20 protein-coding genes are annotated in these 21,270 nt (G+C 63.1%); all 20 read right to left on the bottom strand.

Annotated features, from left to right (window positions below):
* Nucleotides 1–4: 4 nt before the first annotated feature.
* A complete protein-coding gene (locus tag NUH86_RS01185) occupies nt 5–973 on the bottom strand; it encodes a type II secretion system F family protein (protein WP_267250879.1) in 969 nt (322 codons plus the stop codon).
* Between the two features lie 4 nt (nt 974–977).
* On the bottom strand, nt 978–1,979 hold the full coding sequence (locus tag NUH86_RS01180; RefSeq protein WP_267250878.1) for a type II secretion system F family protein: 1,002 nt from the start codon (nt 1,977–1,979) through the stop codon (nt 978–980).
* Complete coding sequence (locus tag NUH86_RS01175; RefSeq protein WP_267250877.1) at nt 1,979–3,340, bottom strand: CpaF family protein; 1,362 nt, start codon at nt 3,338–3,340, stop codon at nt 1,979–1,981. The genes NUH86_RS01180 and NUH86_RS01175 overlap by 1 nt, the downstream gene beginning before the upstream one ends.
* Nucleotides 3,340–4,551, bottom strand: coding sequence for an AAA family ATPase (locus NUH86_RS01170; RefSeq protein ID WP_267250876.1), 1,212 nt, complete (start codon nt 4,549–4,551; stop codon nt 3,340–3,342). The genes NUH86_RS01175 and NUH86_RS01170 overlap by 1 nt, the downstream gene beginning before the upstream one ends.
* A 20-nt stretch (nt 4,552–4,571) precedes the next feature.
* The gene (locus NUH86_RS01165) at nt 4,572–5,189 is read right to left on the bottom strand and encodes a TadE/TadG family type IV pilus assembly protein (protein ID WP_267250875.1); all 618 of its coding nucleotides are present in this window, start codon (nt 5,187–5,189) and stop codon (nt 4,572–4,574) included.
* Nucleotides 5,186–5,713, bottom strand: a complete 528-nt coding sequence (locus tag NUH86_RS01160; RefSeq protein ID WP_267250874.1) for a TadE/TadG family type IV pilus assembly protein — start codon at nt 5,711–5,713, stop codon at nt 5,186–5,188. Before NUH86_RS01160 ends, NUH86_RS01165 begins: the two co-directional genes overlap by 4 nt.
* Before the next feature lie 9 nt (nt 5,714–5,722).
* Nucleotides 5,723–7,288 carry a pilus assembly protein TadG-related protein gene (locus tag NUH86_RS01155; protein WP_267250873.1) on the bottom strand — a complete coding sequence of 522 codons (1,566 nt, stop codon included), beginning with the start codon at nt 7,286–7,288 and terminating at the stop codon, nt 5,723–5,725.
* A 22-nt stretch (nt 7,289–7,310) separates the two neighbouring features.
* The gene (locus NUH86_RS01150; RefSeq protein ID WP_267250872.1) at nt 7,311–7,586 is read right to left on the bottom strand and encodes a hypothetical protein; all 276 of its coding nucleotides are present in this window, start codon (nt 7,584–7,586) and stop codon (nt 7,311–7,313) included.
* Nucleotides 7,587–7,600: 14 nt separating this feature from the next.
* Nucleotides 7,601–9,109 carry a type II and III secretion system protein family protein gene (locus NUH86_RS01145; RefSeq protein ID WP_267250871.1) on the bottom strand — a complete coding sequence of 503 codons (1,509 nt, stop codon included), beginning with the start codon at nt 9,107–9,109 and terminating at the stop codon, nt 7,601–7,603.
* The gene (cpaB, locus tag NUH86_RS01140) at nt 9,096–10,019 is read right to left on the bottom strand and encodes a Flp pilus assembly protein CpaB (RefSeq protein WP_267250870.1); all 924 of its coding nucleotides are present in this window, start codon (nt 10,017–10,019) and stop codon (nt 9,096–9,098) included. The genes NUH86_RS01145 and cpaB overlap by 14 nt, the downstream gene beginning before the upstream one ends.
* A gap of 77 nt (nt 10,020–10,096) precedes the next feature.
* Complete coding sequence (locus NUH86_RS01135; RefSeq protein WP_267250869.1) at nt 10,097–10,297, bottom strand: Flp family type IVb pilin; 201 nt, start codon at nt 10,295–10,297, stop codon at nt 10,097–10,099.
* Nucleotides 10,298–10,952: 655 nt separating this feature from the next.
* Complete coding sequence (locus NUH86_RS01130) at nt 10,953–11,738, bottom strand: DUF2569 domain-containing protein (RefSeq protein ID WP_267250868.1); 786 nt, start codon at nt 11,736–11,738, stop codon at nt 10,953–10,955.
* A gap of 156 nt (nt 11,739–11,894) precedes the next feature.
* Nucleotides 11,895–13,520 (bottom strand): sensor histidine kinase, encoded by a 1,626-nt coding sequence (locus NUH86_RS01125; RefSeq protein WP_267250867.1) that lies wholly within the window; start codon nt 13,518–13,520, stop codon nt 11,895–11,897.
* Between the two features lie 188 nt (nt 13,521–13,708).
* Nucleotides 13,709–15,637 (bottom strand): excinuclease ABC subunit UvrC, encoded by a 1,929-nt coding sequence (gene uvrC, locus NUH86_RS01120; protein ID WP_267250866.1) that lies wholly within the window; start codon nt 15,635–15,637, stop codon nt 13,709–13,711.
* 47 nt (nt 15,638–15,684) lie between these two features.
* Nucleotides 15,685–16,656, bottom strand: a complete 972-nt coding sequence (gene mltG, locus NUH86_RS01115; RefSeq protein ID WP_267250865.1) for an endolytic transglycosylase MltG — start codon at nt 16,654–16,656, stop codon at nt 15,685–15,687.
* A gap of 10 nt (nt 16,657–16,666) precedes the next feature.
* On the bottom strand, nt 16,667–17,926 hold the full coding sequence (fabF, locus tag NUH86_RS01110; protein ID WP_267250864.1) for a beta-ketoacyl-ACP synthase II: 1,260 nt from the start codon (nt 17,924–17,926) through the stop codon (nt 16,667–16,669).
* Nucleotides 17,927–18,106: 180 nt separating this feature from the next.
* Nucleotides 18,107–18,340: an acyl carrier protein gene (locus tag NUH86_RS01105; protein ID WP_007689016.1), complete on the bottom strand. Its 234-nt coding sequence runs from the start codon at nt 18,338–18,340 to the stop codon at nt 18,107–18,109.
* Between the two features lie 243 nt (nt 18,341–18,583).
* On the bottom strand, nt 18,584–19,324 hold the full coding sequence (gene fabG, locus NUH86_RS01100; RefSeq protein ID WP_267250863.1) for a 3-oxoacyl-[acyl-carrier-protein] reductase: 741 nt from the start codon (nt 19,322–19,324) through the stop codon (nt 18,584–18,586).
* Nucleotide 19,325: 1 nt separating this feature from the next.
* Entirely contained in the window at nt 19,326–20,132 is an 807-nt protein-coding gene (locus NUH86_RS01095) for a crotonase/enoyl-CoA hydratase family protein (protein WP_267250862.1), read from the bottom strand.
* Complete coding sequence (gene fabD / locus NUH86_RS01090) at nt 20,129–21,064, bottom strand: ACP S-malonyltransferase (RefSeq protein WP_267252195.1); 936 nt, start codon at nt 21,062–21,064, stop codon at nt 20,129–20,131. The genes NUH86_RS01095 and fabD overlap by 4 nt, the downstream gene beginning before the upstream one ends.
* Nucleotides 21,065–21,270: the final 206 nt, after the last annotated feature.

Here is a 21,270-nt window from a genome sequence, read left to right as displayed (position 1 = left end):
TGTCCTAGCGCGTCATGACCGGCAAAATGTCGCGCACCACCCGCACCACGGCGGGCAGCATCAGCACGCCGATCATCACCGGCAACATGCAGGCGACCAGCGGCACCGACAGCAGCACCGGCAGGCGATGCGCCTTTTCCTCCGCACGCATCCGCCGCTTCTCGCGCATTTCCGCCGCATAGATGCGCAGCGTCTGACCCACGCTCGACCCCAGTTGGTCGGACTGGATCAGCAGCGTGGCGAAGGAGCGGATCTCATCCACGTCCACATCGTCCGCCATGCGCCGCAGCGCGTCCTGGCGGCTGCGCCCGGCGCGCAGTTCCAGCACCACCTTGCCCAGAGCCGCCGACACCAGCGGATGCGACAGGGCGAGTTCACGCCCGACCCGGTCCATCGCCGCCTCCAGCCCCAGCCCCGCCTCGACGCAGACCAGCATCAGGTCCAGCGCATCGGGAAAGCCGTGGACGATTGCCTCCTGCCGCCGGGACGCCTTCGCGGAAATGAAGAGATTAGGCAGATAAAGGCCCAGCACCGCCAGCAGCGACGCGATAACATAAAGTTTGAGCGCGCTCGGCGGCTCCGCCTTGCTCAGCGCCATGACGACGAAGACCGCAGGCAGGGCGAAGGTCAGCACCAGCCGGAAGAAGGTGAACAGCTTGGGCGCTTCCGGCGACATATAGCCCGCCGCGATCAGCCGCCGGCGCAGGCCCACATTGTTGGTGTCGACCAGGGATATGCCCATTTTCTCGATCCGGTCGACCAGCTTCTTCCATTCGCCGTCGTTCCGTTCGCCGCGCAGCGTCTGCCCCCCCTGCGCCGCTCCGCCCGCTTCCCCCACGATGTCGAGCCGGCTGCGGACCCTGGCGTTGCGCAGGATGATCTCCGACAGGCCGAAGACCAGCGCGACGATGGCGATGAACAGCAGCCCCAGGATGAAGGGCCGCAACTGGATCATGATTGCCGTGTTCAGCATCGCATCACACCTTCAGATCGACCATGCGGCGTATCGTGACGAAGCCGATGATGTAGAGAGTGATCAGGCCGACAAAGCCGACGATGAACATCTTCTCCTGCGCGACGTCCAGATAGAAGGCCGGATTGACCAGGAACAGGCCGACAAAGGCAAGGATGGGCAGCGCCGTCAGCATCACCGCCGTCATCCGCCCTTCCGAACTCAGCGCCCGCACCTTCATGAACAGGCTGGCCCGTTCGCGGATCACGGCCGAGAGGTTTTCGAGTATCTCGGCCAGATTGCCGCCCGTCTCGCTCTGCACCGACAGGGAGATGACGAACATGTGCATCTCATTCATGTCCCAGCGTTCCGCCATGCGCTGGAGAGCGTCGCGCAAGTCGGCGCCATAGGTGACTTCATCGACCACGATGCCGAATTCGCTGCCGATGGGATCGCGCATTTCCCTGGTGAGCAGGTCCAGCGCGGCGGCGATAGGATGTCCGGCGCGCAGACCCCGGACGAACGTGTCGAGCGCGACCGGAAACTGCTCCTCCATCTTCTTGCGCCGCCGCTGGGCAAGGCGCGTCAGCACCATCATCGGCAGCATGATGCCCAGCGCCGCGGCGAAAGCGGCGGCCATCACGATCATGCCCGCCGTCAGCGCATAGCCCGCCGTCATGGCGCCGACCATCACCAGCAGGAACAACAGGCCCGCCGCGATCAGCATCATCGTCAGCACCGTGCGCGCCGGGAATGTCAGCCCGGCGCCATGCAGCACCCGCATCACGCCCAGCCCGGCTCGCCCGAACAGGGTCGAACGGTCGAAACTCACCGCCTCGTCGCTCCGCCGCAGCTTGGAGAGGACGGTGCTGCGTTCGAAACCCGCGGCGATCATCTTCAACCGCCGGTTGACCACGCGGTCGGTCGTCGCCCTGGCGCGCAGCCAGCCCGCAATGCCCTCGATCAGCAGAAGCACCGCCGCGAACAGCAGGACCAGGACGAACAGGCGGATGTAGAGCGGGTTCATCAGTGGATCACCGCATCGGGGCGGAACAGTTCGGCCGGCAGCGTTATGCCCCGGTCGGCCAGTTCGCCCATGAATTTGGGACGAATGCCGGTCGCCTCGAAATGGCCGCGCACCATGTCGTTTTCGTCGCGCCCGGTCATCTTGAAGCGGAAGATTTCCTGCATGGTGATGACCTCCCCTTCCATGCCGGTGATTTCCGACAGGCTGAGCAGGCGGCGGCGCCCGTCGGCCAGACGGCCCACCTGCACGATCACGTTCAGCGCCGATGCGATCTGCGCCCGCGCCGAGCGGGGCGAGATGTCGATGCCGCTCATGCCGATCATCTGTTCCACGCGGGACAGCGCGTCGCGGGCGGTATTGGCGTGGACCGTGGTCATCGACCCGTCATGGCCGGTGTTCATCGCCTGGAGCATGTCGAACGCCTCCCCGGCGCGGACTTCGCCCACGATGATCCGGTCGGGCCGCATGCGCAGCGCATTCTTCACCAGATCGCGCTGGGTGACTTCGCCTCGCCCCTCTATATTGGGGGGGCGGGTTTCCAGCCGGGCGACATGGCGCTGCTGCAATTGCAATTCCGCCGAATCCTCGATCGTGACGATACGCTCATGCTCATCGATGGCCGCCGACATGGCGTTGAGCAAAGTCGTCTTGCCCGAACCCGTGCCGCCGGAGATCAGCACGTTGCGCCGCGCCGCCACCACGGCGGCAAGCACCTGCGCCATTGGCGCTGGCACGCTGCCCAATTCGGTGAGGCGCGCCATGCTGATCGGCACCTTGGCGAATTTGCGGATGGAGAGCAGCGACCCGTCGATCGCCAGCGGCGGCACCACCGCATTGACGCGGGAACCGTCGGCCAGACGCGCGTCGACAAAGGGCGAGGCTTCATCGATCCGCCTGCCGACCGCCGCCACGATCTTCTGGATGATGCGCAGCAGATGCTTCTCATCCTTGAACCGGGTCGCGGTTTCGACCAGGCGGCCGTTGCGTTCCACGAACACGACCTTGTGGCCGTTCACCAATATGTCGGTGATGCTGTGGTCCTTCAGCAGCGGCTCCAACGGCCCCAGCCCCAGCAGTTCGTCCAAAATGTCCGACACCAGCCGCCGCCGCTCTTCCAGATTGAGCGCATGTTTCTGGAGCGCCAGTTGCTCATGGACGATCTCGCCCACCTCGACCTCCACCTGCGCCCGCGACATGGTTTCCAGCGCGGAGAGGTTGATGAGGTCGAGCAGCTTCTGATGCAGCGCGACCTTCAGTTCGGTATGCCGGTCCTCTTCCCAGTGGACGATCTCCGTCTCGGTCGGTCCGACCTCGTCCCGCGCGTCACTCCGCCCGGCTTCGCCTTTTCGGATCTGCCACATCAGCTTTTCTCCGCCTGACGTTCGGCCTCGGCCGCCTGCGTGCAGCAATCGACGACATCCTGCAAATCCTTGCAGATGCGGCTGCGCGCCTTCAATTCCTGGATCAGCACGCCCTGGTCGAGCGCGGAACTGACCAGCGGGAAATCATTGGCGATGCTGAGCTTCACCGGATGATCCAACGCCGCCGCCGCATCCTCCAGACCGATGGCGCGGAAGAATTTCTTCTCGACGCGATTGGCGATGACATGGATGCGCGAAGGATCGATATCCTGGTCGCGCAGCAGCGAAATCTGCCGCCGCGCCTGACGCAGGCTGGCGATGGTCAGTTCGCACACCAGGAACACGACCTGCGACCGCGCCACCAGCGACATCGACCAGTTGGTCCAGTTGCCCGGCAGGTCCAGATAGACCGTGTCGAAATTGCGCTGCGCCAGTTCGACGATGCGGAAGATCTGATCGGCGTTCACCGCCTCGATCGGCATGATCTCCGGCGGAGCCATCACCAGGCGCAGGCCGGTGGCGGTTTCCAGGGTGACCGTCCGCAACAGTTCGTTATCGACGCGATTGCCCGCGTTCAGCAGGTCCGCCAGCGTCAGCGGCGAGGAGATGCCGAGGAAGGTGCCCGCATTGCCGAACTGGATATCCAGGTCGAACAGGCAGACTTCGGCGCCCTTCTGCTTCGCGGACCGGGCGTGGAGGCTGGCGGCCTGGGTCGCGATGGTGGTCGCGCCGACGCCGCCGACGCTCTTGATGATGGAGACGAGCTGCCCCGTCCGCACCTCATCCTGACGGGTCGCGGCGATGCGGCTCCTCAGATCGTCCAATATGGGCGAGAGGTCATGAACCCGCAGCGGCAGTTCGACGACGTCGTTGATCCCGCTGCGCAGCAGGGCGCGCACGACCGCGATCTGCGCATCGCGCACCGCCGCCACCAGCATCAGCTTGGGATGGGCCGCGCGCAATCCCGCGAGCCGCACCATGGAGGCTTCATTGTCGGGCTGCACCTCGATGATGATCGCCCTGGCCTCGGCGGCCAGTTGCGGCGGCACCGGCGCGCTCGCCGCCAGCATGGACAGGGTGAGCGACTGGCCGGTCAGCCGATCGCCCAATATGTCGGACGCCTGCACCTCCTGCTCGGACAGGATGAGGTGAAGCCCCTCATCCCCGATATTGAGGGTCCAGTTCTCGGCGGGTTCCGCTGTGTTTGTCACGATGCCCAAGATCTTGTCCCTCAATTTGATGCCGTACCCTGGCCGTCTTCCAGGGTGAGAGCGGCGCTAAAACTGGGTAGTGTAATCGATGCGTTGAAAAGCATGAGTGCGATAGGTCGAAAGGCCATGTTTTTGATTTTTACGGTTACCAAGGGCGCTATATCGGGGCCGTTCGGATCGCCCGAATAACCGATACCGGAATTACTATATTGAACTTCAACATTGGTCGCCCCGAGTTCTGGCAGGAATGCCCGCATCCGGTTCACTATGTTCGTAAAGGCCGTCGAGTTATACGGTGTGGTCAGCGAGTTGCATGCACTACCGCTGCACGGATCACAGCTTGTGGAACTGCATGTCATCGACGAAAAATAGGATGTGCCGATCGATGATCCCTGAGCGATACTGCTGGCGCCAGTGGCAAAACTGTATGTTGCAATACCGGTTGCCACCGGATCAGTCGAAACGGCATAGCGCACGCCCATCTGCGTCGCCTTTTCCGCGCGGTTCCAGGTCCACATCAAGCGCCCGACATCGATAATGCCTAGCAGAAAGATGAGCAGCAGCGGCAAGACAAGCGCAAACTCCGCCGCAGAAGAAGCCCTGCTGTCGCGGATCAAGCTGGCGATCAGCTTTTTCATAGCCCCATCACCGGCGATTGAGAGCTGGCATTCAGATAGAGAGCGCTGCTGTCGAAACCCAGCCTATTGAATAGCGATTGATATTGCAGACGATGGGCACTGCTGGTCGATGTTGCTACCTTCACGACGGGAATGAAGTTCATCCCTTCATAAATTCCCGAAGCGCTTACGCTGGCAGGATCGATGCAATCATAGGTGACGCTGATCGATTCCGGGTCCGTCCATCCATTAAGTCGGGCGCTGCCGCCTGTCAGTTGCCCCGTCCGCACCAGATTGCGCGTATCCGCTTCTACCGTCCCTCCCGGGACATTATCGGTCGACGCGACAGTGCAGGTGTAATTGGAAAAACTCAGCCGACCGGCATAGCGGGCGCCATCTCTTACGGCCTTGACCACAACATGTTCGCTCAGAAAATAATTGCCGAGTTCGAAGGCGCCGAACATCAGCGCGATGAGCAAAGGCGTCACGAGCGCCATTTCGGCGGCGGATGAACCGGATTGTTCCCTGAAGAGGCGCCCAAACATCGCTTCGCCTCACTCAATGAGGCGCGGAGTGTCGCGCCGCGTTATCTGTGGAGTGCCGCCACCTTCGCCGGTACCCGATGCGCCGATGACTTCAACGTAAACATCATTTCGGCTGGTGTAGGGCGTGGAACAGCCATTTTGATTGCCGTCGCATCTGGTGCGATCAATGCTTGGCTCGACCATGAAGACGTCGATATAACCTGCTACCGGGATCGTCTTCTTGCCGTTCAATTGTTTCTTCTGGTCAGCGAGACGGCAGTTGACGACGGCGGCGGTAAGGCGGCGCCTGTCGATATTGTTCGTGTTTGGTACAACCCCCGGATAATTGCACTGGCCCGCCTGGGGAGTGCTGTAGGCAGCCAGGCTCGCATTACCTTGGGTTACCTGCGTTGTCAGCCGGGTGGCCGGATCCGCAGCTTCCCACAAATAGGTTTGATAACGGGTGACGTTTGAACCCAGACCCGTGGTATTCTGCCAATCAACGCTAGGATGGTTCGACCGGAAATAAGCGGCCCTGTCCCACACGCCATTCCCGATGCGGGAAGTATAGTTGGTCCCGATGGAATGCATCAGGTCACGTGGAAACCCCATTATCTCTGGCGTAATGGAAGGATCGAGCGCGGTGGCGGTCGTTGGCCGGTAACGCTTGCTGGCGTAATTGGTGTTGTTGGCCGGGTTCTCCTGCCAAGAGCAGGTGGCGCCGCGCACCACGTCCTTGCGCACATTCGTGGACGGAGAACAGGGCGGGCTGGAGCATGCGGAATTGTTACCCGGCAGAAAATCGAACCGCATGTTAAGCGAGTCGCGTACTGCGTTCAGGAGGTTTCCCGTTTCCATCGTAACATTTTCGGTTGGCGCGCAGTTGCTGAACAATGCGTTCGAAGCCAGGGCCTCAGCAACGCTGCTTGCGCCTCTGCCCGCCTGATCGACAAAGCCGAAATTGCCCGGCCCCCATTGCGTCCCGCCTTCCGCCATCACAATGCCCGAACCGGATGGAATGGATACCGCATAATAGGGATCGATATTCCCAATGGGTTCGTCAGGGTTGCATATAAAGAAGGGCACCGCGCCGCAAATTGCCGATCCGACGCCCGCATAAGCGGTTCCCGAGATCGGCCCCGACGAAATCGCCGACACTATCGGTGTCAAGGCATAGAAGGCGGATTTAGTGGCAACTGTGATTTCGACGAAATTAGCCGTGGCATTGCTCGTGGCGGCCACCGACTTGTCCTTTGTCTCGTAAAAGCGGATCGATCCCGTCGCGTCGCAGTCGGGTTCGTTCGCAATCGTTATGCGGGGCGCCACGCCATCATTCGCGAAACGGCTATCATTGGCGATCAGGTTTCTCGCTGCATTGGCCGCCCGGCTGCACGCGCCGCTTGCCCCATCCAACTGGCTCGCCGCCGCCAGCGCAGCCTGGTCCGCTGCGCTTTGCAACTCCGTGTCCATCCCGGCAAGCCGCGCATAGTCAAACGCAATCCCACCAACCGCGATCAGCCCGAAAAGCGACAGCGCGACCGTCGGCGCAACCGCGCCATTGGTCGACTGCAACAAACTTTTCCGCCGGGCAGACATGGGATCACTCCTCCTCCCGCGCTCAGTTGGCGCCACCGCTGCCACCGCCACCACCGGTGCCGCTGGTCGTCCGGATAGACTCGGGTGGTTTCACCTTGTCGGTGCGATAGCGCTCCACCGCCGCGGCCGAGCGCTGGCCATCGCCTCCCTCGACCAGCGCGCCTTCATATTGCGGGTCGGGATCGATCACCTGCATCGCATAGTTGCTGCGCACCGCTCCGCCGAAAGTCGGGTCGTTCGCCGTGCAGCCCGCCAACAGCGGCAACATCAGGGCGCTCCCAAGAAAAACAACGCGCATCGTCAGCCTCCTGCTCACAGCTCATATCCGCTGGGCGCCTTGCCCGAAGCGGGCGCTTCCTTCGCCGGCGCGGGCGCGTTTTTGGGCGCTTCGGGCGGCATCGCATCGGGGTTGAGCGGGTTGATGCCCACCGCCTTGTCGGTCCGCCCCATCAGGAACAGGTCCAGTTCATGCGGCGGCTTCACCCGGTCGGTGGGCAAGACGACATCCTCTGCCCGCATCGGCTTCACCAGGCGCGGGGTCACGATGATGACCAGTTCGGTCTCGCTCTTCTGAAAGCCGCTCGACCGGAACAGCGCGCCAATGATCGGGATGGAGCCAAGGATCGGGAACTGCCGCACCGTATCCTGGAAATCCTTGCGCAGCAGCCCCGCCAGAGCGAAGGACTGCCCATCGCGCAGTTCCAGCGTCGTGCTGGCCCGGCGCGTTTGCAAGCCCGGAATGGTAAGGCCGTTCACCGTCACCGAAGCCGAAGGATCGATGGAACTGACCTCCGGCTCCACGACCAGATTGATGATGCCGTCATCCAGCACGGTCGGCGTGAAGCCCAGGCTGACGCCGAAGGGCTTGAATTCGATGGTGATGGCGTTGCCGCCATTGCCCCCGCCCCCGCCGCCGCCGCTATTGCTCTGCGCCACCGGGATCGGGAACTCGCCGCCCGCCAGGAAGGACGCCGTCTCGCCCGAAAGCGCCACCAGCGTCGGTTCGGCCAGGGTGGTCACGACGCCCTTGCGCTCCAGCGCGTCGAGCGCGGTGGTGAGATTGAGGCTGCCTATGGAAAAATTGGCCGCGCCGATGCCGAAGCTGTCGAGGATCTTGCTGAGGTCAACGATCGGCCGGCCATTGGTGTCGGACAGGATGGCGGAGGATTGCGCCCCATTGCCGATGCCGCCCACCACCTTGCCACTGTCGGACAGGAAGGCCGTATTGATGCCGAACTGCTTGGCCGCGCCGCGCGACATTTCGGAGAAGCGCACCTCCAGCATCACCTGCTGCGATGCGCCCACCGACATCATGTTGACGACCTTGTCCCCGGCATAGGTCTTGGCGATCTGCACCGCCCGGTCGACCGCCGCCGCGCTGGAGACGGTGCCGGTCAGCACCACCGAGTCGTTGGATATGCGCGCGCCGATCGGCTGGCCGGGCATCAGTTCCGACAATTGCCGCTTCAGCGTCACGACATCCGGCCCGACCGCCACGTCGACCACCGCGATCATCATGTTGCGGTTGTCATAGAGCGTCAGGCTGGTCGTGCCCATCTTCTTGCCCAGCACATAGACCGAACGGTTGGTCATGGGCAGGATGTCGGCGATTTCCTGATTGCCGATCAGCGCCTTCGAAAAGGGGCGGTCGACGGTCAGCACCTGGCTCTTGTTGAGCGGCACGTCGAGCTGGCCCGCATGATTGGCGTTGCTGACATTGAGGGAGGCGATCTGGGCCTGCGCCTGGATGGGGAGCAGCGACGCTCCTGCACTCAGCGTCAGCAGGGACGCCAGCATCGGCAAGGACTTAGCGGGAACCATAGCGCTTCACCTCATAGCTGGTGCCGGTCGTGCCGCGCACGATCTCGACCGATGCGGTAGACGGCAGGGCGTTCATGTTCTTCGGCACTGCGCGGGCTGGGCGGAAGGCGGGCGCGGGGCGCGGCGGGAGATAGGCCATGTCCGCGACGCGGCCGCGGGGACCGGCATAGCCGCCGACATAGGCGCCGTCGCGCAGATCCTCTATCCCCACGGTCTGCACCGCCGGATTGGGCTTGTCGGTCAGGTTGCGCAGGACCAGCGTGAGTTGCCCCACCTGCTGCGCCAGGACCAGCTTCTGCGCGTCGACCTGATTGACCTCCAGCGTGGCGGTCTTGCCGACGGCCGGGTCTTTCGACGTGTCGTTGGCATTCTGGTCGATGGCGATCACGCGGGTTCCCTGCAACAGGACGTCGGTGATCTGCTGGCTGCCCGCGACGGGGTCCGTCAGCGTGCGCGTCACGAAGACGTCGACGGTATCGCCAGGAAGCACGAAGCCGCCCGCGGCGGCCACATCGCTCACCCGCACCGCGACGGCGCGCATTTCGGGGGCCAGCACGGCGGACATGGTCGCCCGCCCGCCTTCGCCGGAAAGCTTGGAGGCCAGGATCGGCTCGCCCGGCTCGATCTGGCGCAGGACGACCCGTCCCTTGCCAAGCGAGGTCAGTTGGATGGGATCACGGAAAGCGCCCGGCGGCACCGAACTGGCGGGCCAGTCGACCGTGCGTATCTTTTCGGCGGTGACCGCCGATCCGAAGGGCAGCGACACGGTCGCCACAACAACCTTCGCCATGCCGCCATCCGCCTGCGGCGCCTTTTCGGCGCTGGACAGATAGGAGTTGGCGATGAAAACGGCTGCAAGGCCCAGCAATATTGCGAGGCCAAGGGCGATTAAAGATCTGCGCTGCCCCACGACAACTCCCCCCGGAATTGTTAATCCATTAGGCCGGCCAGAAAAATTCTGACCGGCCCAAAAGTATGATTATTTCATTAACAATCAGCAGGAGCCGCAGAAGTATCAGTTCCTGCGCTTGCAATACAATCCTTCGCATTGTTCATCGCAGTACCAACCGCGTCGCCCAAATTCCATGCAGCGACCGCAATACCGGTGCCCACGATTGCCAGGATCAACGCATATTCAGCCGCAGAAGCGCCGCTCTGATCATTCCACAGGTTCTTGAAGAAAGTCATGTCTCTTACCCCTATTCCCGCCGGAAACCATTTTCCCGGCCGCTCTTGCTCAGCTCCACGGTAGGGGCCTGTCCACCTCGCGACCCCGGCGGCGATTATCACCCACTCGCCAGGCAGTTGGCAGTTCCCGTAGAACTTGGGATCAAATTGAAGCAAAGCCGATGCAAGTCAACACGGTAAAAAAATCGTATATTTCTCAATGGCTTATTTCAATTTTTTGTTAACCTTTTCTGGAAACCAATATTGTTACCATAAGTAAACGACATGGCTTTTAAGTATATCTTTGGATATATGGCTTTAGAAAATTATAACTTATCTCATGCTTTACTAATGCTTTAATTTTCATCTACATTTGACGATCAAACTAAATATCAGTGTTACATGAATAATTCTGCATTTCTACTTTCAACAAATAGAAAGCCATCACAGATCAAGCAGGCGCTTATTTGCCCGGATAGTTGGAATGCGGAGCGGGAATTGCCTGCTGGGCTAATACCTTGGTACTAGACTATTCGGAGCGGGGAAAACCGACGACTTAGGGCGGAAAATCGGCAGTCGGCACGGTTCACCGCGAATCAGCCGCGACTCGTCGCGGGAAGATCAGGATAATTCAGCCGCTTATAGATGTCCCGTTTTGGGAAAATCCAGGTCCGCGTCAATGGGCGCTGACACGGTGGCGGAAGGTGACATTCACCCGTTCCGAAAGCAGGAGATAGGGCAGCCAGATCGCGGCGCTGATCAGCACCTTCTTCACATTGCCCGTCAACATGTCGAGCAACGCCGAGTCCACCGCATGCGGCACATTGTCGACCCCGGCCACCAGCCTGGCGATGCCGAGTTGGGCCAGCAGGTCGACGCCCCATACCATCACCAGGAAACGCGGGAACAGCGGCGCCAGCCGCAGCGCCATGGCGAAGGCGAACATGTAAAGGCTGGACAGGATCACCACATCGGCCAGCATCACGCCGTAAAGCCCGACGAACCAGGATGGCGAATAGCTGCCCAGGGCGGGGATAGAGCCGAGAAACTCCAGCGTGCGCACCGGCACGTTCACCGCGATCCCGACCAAAAGCGACGCCATCAAGCCATAGAGGCCGAATTGCGACATCTCCCGCGCCTTCAGGCAATCGACCTTGCGCCAGCGCCCCACCTGCGCCAGCCGGAAGGCGGGCTGCGCATGGATGCGCCCGGCGGGAAACAGCTTCAATCCCAGCAGCAGCGAACCGACCGGCGCCCCCACGACCAGCAGATAGGGCAACAGGCCCGCCCCGCTCACCCAAGGCGTGCTTTGATAGGGCGTCGCGGGAAAGGCCAACCGCAGGCCGCAGGCGAAGGCGGCCGCCAATATCCAGATGGCGACGATCCGTTCCAGATTGACCTGCATCGACAGCACCACGGCCACGCTCTTGCGATAGAGACGATCCCTTACCGTTCGCACCATGGAAACCGGACCTCCTCCGAACGCCTTGCCTGGCCGCGACTATCGGCCATGTTGGTAAATGCCCGGTAAATGCACGACCGACGAAAAGGCCGGGGCTGCCGCCAATATGGGGATGATGGCGGAAAAGTTAAGGAGCGCCCCTGCTCCAGTCACTCCTCACTTCCGCGGAACCGTGATCCGGATCGTCGTGCGTCCGCCGATATTCTGAAGGAACACCTCGCCGCCCAGCATCTGTATCCGCCGCATCAGCGAACGAGAGGGCACCGCCCCGCTCGACCCCAGACGCGCCATGTTGGGCACGCCGTCATCGCTGACCTGAAGGGCGATGCGGTTACCGTCCGGCTCCAGCAGGAAGTCCACGGACCGCGCCCGCGCATGCCGCACCGCATTGGCGACGATCTCCCGCACGGCGAAGCTCAGTTCCCGGCCGATCATGGCGTTGGTCGCGCAATTGCCGTCCTCCACCTTCAGGTTGCAGCTTATGCCCCATTGCTCGCCCAGCGACCGCACCACCATGGCCAGCGTTTCGGGCAGATAGGCCAAATCCTCCTCATCGGCTTCGGGTTTGATGATCCAGCGGATAGTGGCGATCTGGTCCTTCGCGATGCGGTCGACATTCTCCATGACGGCGCGCGGCGCGACAGGCTGGCCGCCCAGCAGCGGCGCGATCTGGAAACGGATGCTGGCCAGCGCCTGCAGGACGCTGTCATGCAATTCCCGCTGCAACCGCTCCCTTTCCCGCGCACCGGCGATGGCATGGGCCAGGTCCAGGCTGTTGCGTACGGTCAGTTCCTCGCAGGCACTTTCGAAAACCCGCTGCGCGATGGCGGCGCGATCCTCATGGCAGGGATCGTCCAGGCAGGCCGCACCCACCGCTTCGAAAGTGCCGATCGCCACCCGCATGGTCAGCACCGTGTCGACATCCAACAGCGCGGTCCACGCCTGCCCGCCTTCGGACAGCGCGCCCAATGTGGAAATTCCGTCGTTCGACAGGATGATCGACGCCTTTCTCGACCGGTCGTGCCAGCCGGTGTCCGCCGCCAGCAGATTGCCGAAATCGGTGGACGGCGGCTCCAGCGCGCCGCTGCCGGCGAAACGGGGCGGTTCATGGCTGGCCATGCGGAACAGCACGGCGACGGCGTCGGCCCCGGTGGCCAGCCTCAACGCCTGGAGCAGGAAGGGACCATGATCTCTCCTGGAGGTGGGCAATTCGCCCTCCAGCAGCCTATTGCTCCGCTCATATTCCAGCAAGGCTTCCCGGCGCGGCCCCAGCAACACGCCCGTCACCAGGATCGCCACCGCCAGATAGCATGCCCGCAGCACGACTCGCTCCGCTTCGGGTTCGGGCGGCAGAAAAGCGACCTTGTCGAACCATGTGGTGCCGATCGCCGCCGCACCGGCCGCCAGCGCGACCAGCAGGTGGAACCGCCGCCGCACGATCAGCGCCACTTCCACCGCCACGAAGAAGCTGCCGGAAAAATAGGGGCTGTTGGACGGGTTCGTCACCAGCAGCAGGGCAAGGAACAACAGCGCGTCCAGGCATATGACCGGCGCGCGAACCCGCATGTCCGTCACCCAGGAACGCGACGACAGGAACACCGCCGACAGCGCCAGCAGCAGCATCAGGACGACCAGCACATGCTCGGCCATCTCCACCCAATGGCGGGCGTTGGAGAAGGTGAAGCTGACGACAGTATAGATGACGGCCAGCAGCAGCCGGGTGAAATCCAGCGTCCGCCAGGGACGAAGCGCCGACAGGGCGCGCATATCCCAACAGCTCATCGCGGATTCGCTCCGCCCATCCATCGCGTGATGCACATCCCCTGTTCGACCCCGATGCTTTATCTCTTTTCAGGTCGCATCTTATGGAAAGGAAATCATGCCCCGGTCAAATGTCGATCCGTTCATCGCAAAGATAATCGGACATGGCATTGCTCGCGCCGCCGGGGACAGGGTCGCGCCCCTCCATGTCAGCCGTGGAAATAATCATATATCTGCTGGGCCACCGCCTTTGACACGCCCGGCGCCTTCAGCAGGTCTTCCAGCGCCGCGCTCTTCACGGCCCTGGCGGTTCCGAAATGCATCAGCAGCGCCTTCTTGCGGGAAGGGCCGATGCCGGGCACTTCGTCCAGCGAACTGACGGTGATCGCCTTGCTGCGTTTCTGCCGGTGCGCGCCGATGGCGAAGCGGTGCGCCTCGTCCCGCAGCCGCTGGAGGTAGAAGAGCACGGGATGGTTGAGCGGGAATGTGATTTCCCGCCCGTCCGGCATGTGAAACACCTCCCGCCCCTCGCGGCCATGATGCGGCCCCTTGGCGATGCCGATCATGCAGACATCCTCTATGCCCATCTCCTCCAATATCGCGCGGGCGGCGGACAATTGCCCCTTGCCGCCGTCGATCAGCACCAGATCGGGCCATTCGCCGCCGTCGCGATCCGGGTCTTCGCGGGCCGCCCCATCTCCCGCCCATTTGGCAAAGCGCCGCTCGAACATCTCGCGCATCATCGCGAAATCGTCGTTCGATGTTTCCGGATTCTTCATGTTGAACTTGCGATAGGCGTTCTTGCGGAAACCCTCCGGCCCGGCGACGACCATCGCGCCCAGCGCATGCGCGCCCTGGATATGGCTGTTGTCGTAAATCTCGATCCGGTCGGGCACCCCGTCCAGCCCGAAAGTCTCGACCATTTCCTCCAGCACCTTGGCCTGCGTGGTGGTTTCCGCCAGCCGCCGGTCCAATGCCTCCACCGCGTTGCGCTGCGCCTGTTTGATCAGGCGGGTGCGGTCGCCCCGCTGCGGCACTTCGATCCGCACCCTGGAACCGATGCGCTCGGTCAGCGCCTGCGCCATCAGATCGCATTCGGCAGGCACGCGGTCCGACAGGATCAGCTTGGGCGGCGGCACCTCTTCATAGAATTGCGCCATGAAGCTGCTGAGCACCTCATCCTCCGCCACCTCCGCCGTGTGGACGGGAAAGAAGCTGCGATGGCCCCAATTCTGCCCGCCGCGAATGAAGAAGGCCTGGATGCACATCGACCCGCCCCTGGTCGCCAGCGCGAAGATGTCGGCATCGCCCAGCCCCTCGGCATTGATCGCCTGGCTGCCCTGGATGAAGGTCAACGCCTTCAGCCGATCCCGCAGCACCGCCGCCTGCTCGAAATCCATGGCGTCGGACGCCGCCTGCATCGCCTGCCCCAGCTTCTTCTGCACGGCGGTCGATTTGCCGCCCAGGAAATCCTGCGCGTCCTGCACCAGTTCGGCATAATGGGCATCATCGATCCGCCCCACGCAGGGCGCGGAGCAGCGGCGGATCTGATAGAGCAGGCAGGGCCGCGACCGGTTGGCGAAAAAACTGTCCGTACAGCTTCTGAGCAGGAACAGCTTCTGCAGGGCATTGATGGTCCGCGTGACCGATCCTGCGCTGGCGAAGGGGCCATAATAGCGGCCCTTATATTTGCGCGCGCCGCGATGCTTCTGCACGCGGGGAAAATCATGATCCTCCCGCAACAGGATGAAGGGAAAGCTTTTGTCGTCGCGCAACAGGACATTGTAGGGCGGGCGGAAACGCTTTATGAGCTGCGCCTCCAGCAGCAGCGCTTCGGCCTCGCTGTTGGTGGTGACGATGGTCATGGAGCGGGTTTGCGCCACCATGCGCTGCAACCGCTTCGGCAGGCGGTCCACCTGGGTATAGCTGGTCACGCGGTTGCGCAGCGCCCGTGCCTTGCCGACATAGAGAACGTCGCCGCGGGCGTCCTGCATGCGATAGACGCCGGGGCGCGTCGGCAGGGTCTTCAACGTCGTGCGGATCGCCTCGACGCCTGCCTCCATGTCGGGCTGACTGCCGGTGACGGTGAAACTCGCCTTGTCTTCATGGAAACGATCGGGAGATTGCGGGCCGGACATGCCGCAGAGATAGCGGGCTTCGCGCGGATCGCAATGGCGCTATCCTCCTAAAGCTCGCCCCTGGCCCGGCGGATTTCAAACCATTTCCGCACATTTTCATTATGCTCTTGCAGCGTATCGGCGAAAATATGCCCGCCCTTGCCGTCCGCGACGAAATAAAGCGCCTTCGTCTCCGCCGGATGCAGCACCGCCAGGATCGACAATCGCCCCGGATTGGCGATCGGCCCCTTGGGCAGGCCAGTCATCGCATAGGTGTTATAGTCGTTGACCGCCGCGATCTCCGACTTCTTGATCCGCCGCCCCAAAGGCTTCCCCTTGGTGATGGGGTAGATGATCGTCGGGTCCGCCTGCAACATCATGCGGGCCTTCAGCCGGTTGCCGTACACCCCCGCGACCATCGGCCGCTCGGAAGGCACGCCGGTTTCCTTCTCCACGATGCTGGCCAGGATGACGGCTTCCTTCGGCGTCCTGGCGACCGTATCGGGCGCCCGCTCCGCCCACAGCTTGGCAAGCGCCTTGTCCATGGCGTCCTGCATGCGCCCCAGCACCGCCGCCCGGCTTTCGCCCTTGTCGAAGGCATAGCTGTCGGGCAGCACGCTGCCCTCCGCCGGCACCGCTATGTCGCCGGTCAGTTCCTCATTGGCCATCAGCCGCTCATGGACCAGGATGGAGGGCATCCCCTCCGGTATGGTGACGAACCGGGTCAGCGTCTTCCCGCCGCCCAATATCCTGAAGATGTCGCTGTTGCTGGCGCCCTTGGGGATCAGGAATTCGCCCGCCTTGATCGATTTGCCGCGCCCGAATATCTTGGCGCGGGTCAGGAAAGCGTCGGCGGAACGCACCGCGCCCTCCCGCTTCAACAGCAGCGCGGCATCCGCGATGGTCGCGCCGTCGGGCACGACCACCGTCATATCCCTGGTCGCCGGTCCCGCCTCGGTCCAGCCATGGACGAAGCGGAACGCCACGAAAGCCGCGACGGCAAGGCCGATCAGCAATATGCCATAGCCCAGCCGCCGCATGCGTCGTGTCTCAGACCGCCTTCATGATCAGCGAAGCGTTGGTGCCGCCGAAACCGAAGCTGTTGTTCAGCACGGCGCGCACCTTGCGCTCCTTGGCGACGTGCGGAACCAGGTCGACGCCCTTGCAGCTTTCGCTCGGCTCGTCCAGGTTCAGCGTCGGCGGCACGATCTGGTCGCGCAGCGCCAGGATGCAGAAGATGCTCTCCACCGCGCCCGCGCCGCCCAGCAAGTGACCGATGGCCGACTTGGTCGAACTCATCGACATGGTGCCCAGATGCTCGCCGAACAGCCGCTTCACCGCGCCCAGTTCCAGTTCGTCGCCCAACGGGGTCGACGTGCCGTGCGCGTTCACATAGTCGATATCGCCAAGGCCCAGACCGGATTTCCTGAGCGCCATCTCCATCGAACGATAGGCGCCATTGCCTTCCGGATGCGGGGCGGTGACATGATAGGCATCGCCCGACAGGCCATAGCCGACGACCTCGGCATAGATTTTCGCGCCGCGCGCCTTCGCCCGCTCATATTCCTCCAGCACGACCACGCCCGCGCCTTCGCCCATGACGAAGCCGTCGCGGTTGACGTCATAGGGCCGCGAAGCCTTTTCCGGGCTGTCGTTGAAGGCGGTCGACAGCGCCCGCGCCTGCGCGAATCCGGCGATGCCGATAGGGCAGATCGCGCTTTCGGCGCCGCCCGCCAGCATCACGTCGGCATCGTCCAGCGCGATCATGCGGGCGGCGTCGCCAATCGAGTGCGCGCCGGTGGAGCAGGCGGTGACAACCGCATGGTTCGGACCCATCAGGCCGTATTTGATCGACACCTGGCCGGAGATCAGGTTGATGAGGCGGCCATGGACGAAGTGCGGGCTGACCCGGCCCGGCCCGCGGTTCGCCAGCACCAGCGATTCGCTCTCGATGCCCGGCAGGCCGCCAATGCCCGAACCGATGGAGCAACCGGCGCGCAGCCGTTCTTCCTCGCTCATATTGTCCAGCCCCGCGTCGCGCAGCGCCTGGCTGGCGGCGGAAATGCCATAGACGATGAACGGATCGACCTGACGCTGGATCTTGTGATCGACGTCCAGCCCGGCGTCATAGCCATATTCGTGATCCGCCGGCTTCACTTCGCAGGCGATCCGGCACTTATATTCGCTGGCGTCGAAGCGCGTGATCGTCGCCGCGCCGGATTTGGACGCGATGATGTTCTTCCAGGTCGTTTCCACATCCCCGCCAAGCGGGCTGACCATGCCAAGGCCGGTGACGACAACACGACGCATATGCTTGCTCCGAAAAATCTCTTTGGCTCAACGCCGCCCATCTAGCCTTTCGAAAGGCGCTTGTGAACGGGGACCAGATACGAAAAGGCTCCCCAAGACCCGGTTTTTTACCGGACAGGAGGAGCCATTTCCTTCAAACGCGGCGGCCAGACCTGCAAAAGGGCGGGCCGCCCGACGTTCTTACTGCTTGCTGTCGATATAATCGATGGCGTCCTTGACGGTGGCGATCTTTTCCGCCGCATCGTCGGGGATTTCGACGCCGAATTCTTCCTCGAACGCCATCACCAGCTCGACGATGTCCAGGCTGTCAGCGCCCAGATCGTCAATGAAGCTCGCATCCTCGGTCACCTTCTCGGCTTCGACGCCCAGATGCTCGACGACGATTTTCTTTACGCGATCCGCGGTCTCACTCATGAGAGGTCCTTCTTACTGGGTATCGTTGATGGTTCTGAATATTTGTTAAGGCATGCCCTAGAGGCAAGCCCCATAAGAGGCAAGAGGCAAGAGGCAAGAGGCAAGAGGCAAGAGGCAAGAGACGATCAGCTGGTACGCCCTTTCCTGCATTCGACGGCTCAACCCCGATGGCACAAGGCGGCGGCTTTGCAAATGCCGAAAATTTTGGGGCGCGATGGAATAAACCCGCCGCGCCCGGCAAAATCAGATCATCGCCATGCCGCCGTTGACGTGCAGAGTCTGCCCGGTGACATATCCGGCTTCCTTGCTGGCCAGATACACGACTGCCGCGCCAATATCCTCGCCCGCGCCCAGATCGCCCGCCGGAATCCTGGTCAGGATCGCGCCCTTCTGCGCGTCGTTCAGCGCGTCCGTCATGGCCGACCGGATGAAGCCCGGCGCGACGCAGTTCACGGTGATGCCCCGGCTCGCCAGTTCCTGGCCCAGCGATTTCGACATGCCGATGATACCCGCCTTCGACGCGGCATAATTGGCCTGGCCCGGATTGCCGGTGACGCCCACGACCGACGTGATGGAGATGATGCGCCCGAAACGCGCCTTCATCATCGGCTTGGCGGCGGCGCGGGCCAGCCGGAACGCCGCCTCCAGATTGACGGAGATCACGTCCGACCATTCCTCATCCTTCATCCGCAGGATCAGGTTGTCGCGGGTGATGCCGGCATTGTTGACCAGTATGTCGATCTTCCCGCCCAGCGCTTCGACCGCCTGCGGGATCAGCGCGTCGACCGCCGCCGGATCGCCCAGGTTGCAGACCAGAATCTTGTGATCCCCGCCCAGTTCGGCTGCGAAAGCTTTCAGCTTCTCTTCATTGCTCCCCGAAAGGGCCAGCGTGGCGCCCTGCGCGGCGAGGGCCTTCGCGATGGCGGACCCGATGCCCCCCGAAGCGCCCGTCACCAGCGCGGTCATGCCTGTCAGATCGAACATGTCAGTCTCCCTTGAAATTCGGCGTCCGGCGCTCGAAAAAGGCGTCGATCGCCTCATCATGATCCGCCGTCGCATGGGCCAGCGCCTGCATCGCGCCCGCCATTTCCATGATCTGGTTCAATTCCGCCGTCTGCGCCGCGCGCAGCAGCCTTTTGGTCATCCGGGTAGCATGAGGCGGATTGGCGGCGATCTTGTCCGCCACAGCCCGCGCCGCCGCCAGCAAATCGGTATCCGGCACCACCTCGCTCACCAGCCCGATCCGCAGAGCTTCCTGCGCGTCGATGGTCTCGCCGGTCAGCGCCAGTTCGGTCGCCTTGGAAAAGCCGACGATGCGCGGCAGCAGCCACGCCCCGCCATCCCCCGAAACGATCCCCAGCTTGACGAAGGATTCAGCGAATTTGGCCGATTGCGCCGCGATCCTGACATCGCACATCAACGTCAGATCGCAGCCCGCGCCGATGGCAGGGCCGTTGACCGCCGCGACCACCGGCAGTTCCAGCGCCTGGAACAGCAGCGGCAAACGCTGGATTCCCGCCCGGTAATTGCGCCGCGTCTGCGCGGGCAGCCCCGCCCGCAACCCGCCCGCATCGGGCCGCATCGCGTTCAGGTCGCCGCCGGAGGAAAAGGCGCTCCCCGCCCCGGTCAGGATCGCCACGCGCACCGACAGGTCGCGCTCCGCCTCCTCGAACACGGCGCATAGCGCGTCCACCATGGCCGGGTCGGAAATAGGATTGCGCCGGTCCGGCATGTTGAGCGTGACCGTCAGCACGGCCCCGTCGCGGCTGGTCAGGACGGGATCGCTGCTCACATCGCCCCCAGGGCGGCCTCTACATCGTCCATCGTCACGATGCTGCGCACGGTCGCGTCGGGCGCGATGCGCTTGACCATCGGACCCAGCACCTTGCCGCCCAGTTCGACAAATTCGGTCACGCCCGCATCCCACATCGCCGCCACGGATTCGCGCCAGCGCACCCGGCCCGTCACCTGCTCGACCAAACGCCGCTTGATCTCCTCCGGATCGGCAATCGCGCTCGCCAGCACATTGGCATAGACCGGCAGCAGCGGCGTGTTGATCGCCGCCTTGCCCAGAGCCTCCTCCATCGCCTCCGCCGCAGGCTGCATCAGCGGGCAATGGAAGGGCGCCGACACCGGCAGCAGCACGCCGCGCTTGATGCCGTGATCCTTGACCAGCGCCACCGCCCGCTCGATCGCGCCGCGATGGCCGGAAATCACCACCTGCGTCGGGTCATTGTCGTTGGCGACGGTGCAGACCTCACCCTCGGCAGCGGCCTCGGCCAGCGCCTGCGCCTTTTCAATGTCCGCGCCCAGCAGCGCCGCCATCGCGCCCTCACCCACCGGCACGGCGGCCTGCATCGCCCGCCCGCGCAGCTTCAGCAGCTTCGACGTGGTGGCGATATCGAAAGCCTCCGCCGCACAAAGCGCGCTATATTCGCCCAGCGAGTGCCCGGCGACGAAATCGCCCTTTTCCGCCAGCGAGAAACCGCCTTCCTTCTGCATCACCCGCAGCGTCGCCAGCGCATTCGCCATGATCGCGGGCTGCGCGTTTTCGGTGAGCGTCAGGTCGCTTTCCGGCCCCTCCACCATGATGCGGAACAGATGCTGCGACAGGGCGTCGTCGACCTCCTGAAACAGCTCCCTCGCCGCCGGGCTGGCGTCGGCCAGCGCCTTGCCCATGCCGACCGACTGGCTGCCCTGCCCCGGAAAAAGAAATGCCCTCATCATCCACCTTCTGACACATGAGCGCCCTGAAAAGCGCTATTTTCCAAGCCGGACACATTCCGGCAATTCCCATCGGAGGACCGCCTTTAACGAGGACGGCGTACAAGGAAAAGGTGCGATATCGAATCCGCCTGCCGTTACAATTTCCGACAAAGTCCACGGCCCCGCGACACATGCCTGCGACAAGCTGCTCCTAAATCTGTTTT

This window comes from Sphingobium sp. JS3065 (assembly GCF_026427355.1).
Classification (GTDB): Bacteria; Pseudomonadota; Alphaproteobacteria; order Sphingomonadales; family Sphingomonadaceae; genus Sphingobium.
This window is presented reverse-complemented; position numbering and strand designations above follow the sequence as displayed.

What these genes read in the sequence shown, in the direction of transcription:
- NUH86_RS01125 (WP_267250867.1), bottom strand. Translation starts at nt 13,520, where the DNA reads ATGAGCTGTTGGGATATGCGCGCCCTGTCGGCGCTTCGTCCCTGGCGG.
- fabD (WP_267252195.1), bottom strand. Translation starts at nt 21,064, where the DNA reads ATGAGGGCATTTCTTTTTCCGGGGCAGGGCAGCCAGTCGGTCGGCATG.
- NUH86_RS01175 (WP_267250877.1), bottom strand. Translation starts at nt 3,340, where the DNA reads ATGTGGCAGATCCGAAAAGGCGAAGCCGGGCGGAGTGACGCGCGGGAC.
- mltG (WP_267250865.1), bottom strand. Translation starts at nt 16,656, where the DNA reads ATGCGGCGGCTGGGCTATGGCATATTGCTGATCGGCCTTGCCGTCGCG.
- NUH86_RS01145 (WP_267250871.1), bottom strand. Translation starts at nt 9,109, where the DNA reads ATGGTTCCCGCTAAGTCCTTGCCGATGCTGGCGTCCCTGCTGACGCTG.
- fabG (WP_267250863.1), bottom strand. Translation starts at nt 19,324, where the DNA reads ATGTTCGATCTGACAGGCATGACCGCGCTGGTGACGGGCGCTTCGGGG.
- NUH86_RS01130 (WP_267250868.1), bottom strand. Translation starts at nt 11,738, where the DNA reads ATGGTGCGAACGGTAAGGGATCGTCTCTATCGCAAGAGCGTGGCCGTG.
- fabF (WP_267250864.1), bottom strand. Translation starts at nt 17,926, where the DNA reads ATGCGTCGTGTTGTCGTCACCGGCCTTGGCATGGTCAGCCCGCTTGGC.
- NUH86_RS01155 (WP_267250873.1), bottom strand. Translation starts at nt 7,288, where the DNA reads ATGTCTGCCCGGCGGAAAAGTTTGTTGCAGTCGACCAATGGCGCGGTT.
- NUH86_RS01105 (WP_007689016.1), bottom strand. Translation starts at nt 18,340, where the DNA reads ATGAGTGAGACCGCGGATCGCGTAAAGAAAATCGTCGTCGAGCATCTG.
- uvrC (WP_267250866.1), bottom strand. Translation starts at nt 15,637, where the DNA reads ATGTCCGGCCCGCAATCTCCCGATCGTTTCCATGAAGACAAGGCGAGT.
- NUH86_RS01135 (WP_267250869.1), bottom strand. Translation starts at nt 10,297, where the DNA reads ATGACTTTCTTCAAGAACCTGTGGAATGATCAGAGCGGCGCTTCTGCG.
- NUH86_RS01185 (WP_267250879.1), bottom strand. Translation starts at nt 973, where the DNA reads ATGCTGAACACGGCAATCATGATCCAGTTGCGGCCCTTCATCCTGGGG.
- NUH86_RS01165 (WP_267250875.1), bottom strand. Translation starts at nt 5,189, where the DNA reads ATGAAAAAGCTGATCGCCAGCTTGATCCGCGACAGCAGGGCTTCTTCT.
- NUH86_RS01150 (WP_267250872.1), bottom strand. Translation starts at nt 7,586, where the DNA reads ATGCGCGTTGTTTTTCTTGGGAGCGCCCTGATGTTGCCGCTGTTGGCG.
- NUH86_RS01160 (WP_267250874.1), bottom strand. Translation starts at nt 5,713, where the DNA reads ATGTTTGGGCGCCTCTTCAGGGAACAATCCGGTTCATCCGCCGCCGAA.
- NUH86_RS01180 (WP_267250878.1), bottom strand. Translation starts at nt 1,979, where the DNA reads ATGAACCCGCTCTACATCCGCCTGTTCGTCCTGGTCCTGCTGTTCGCG.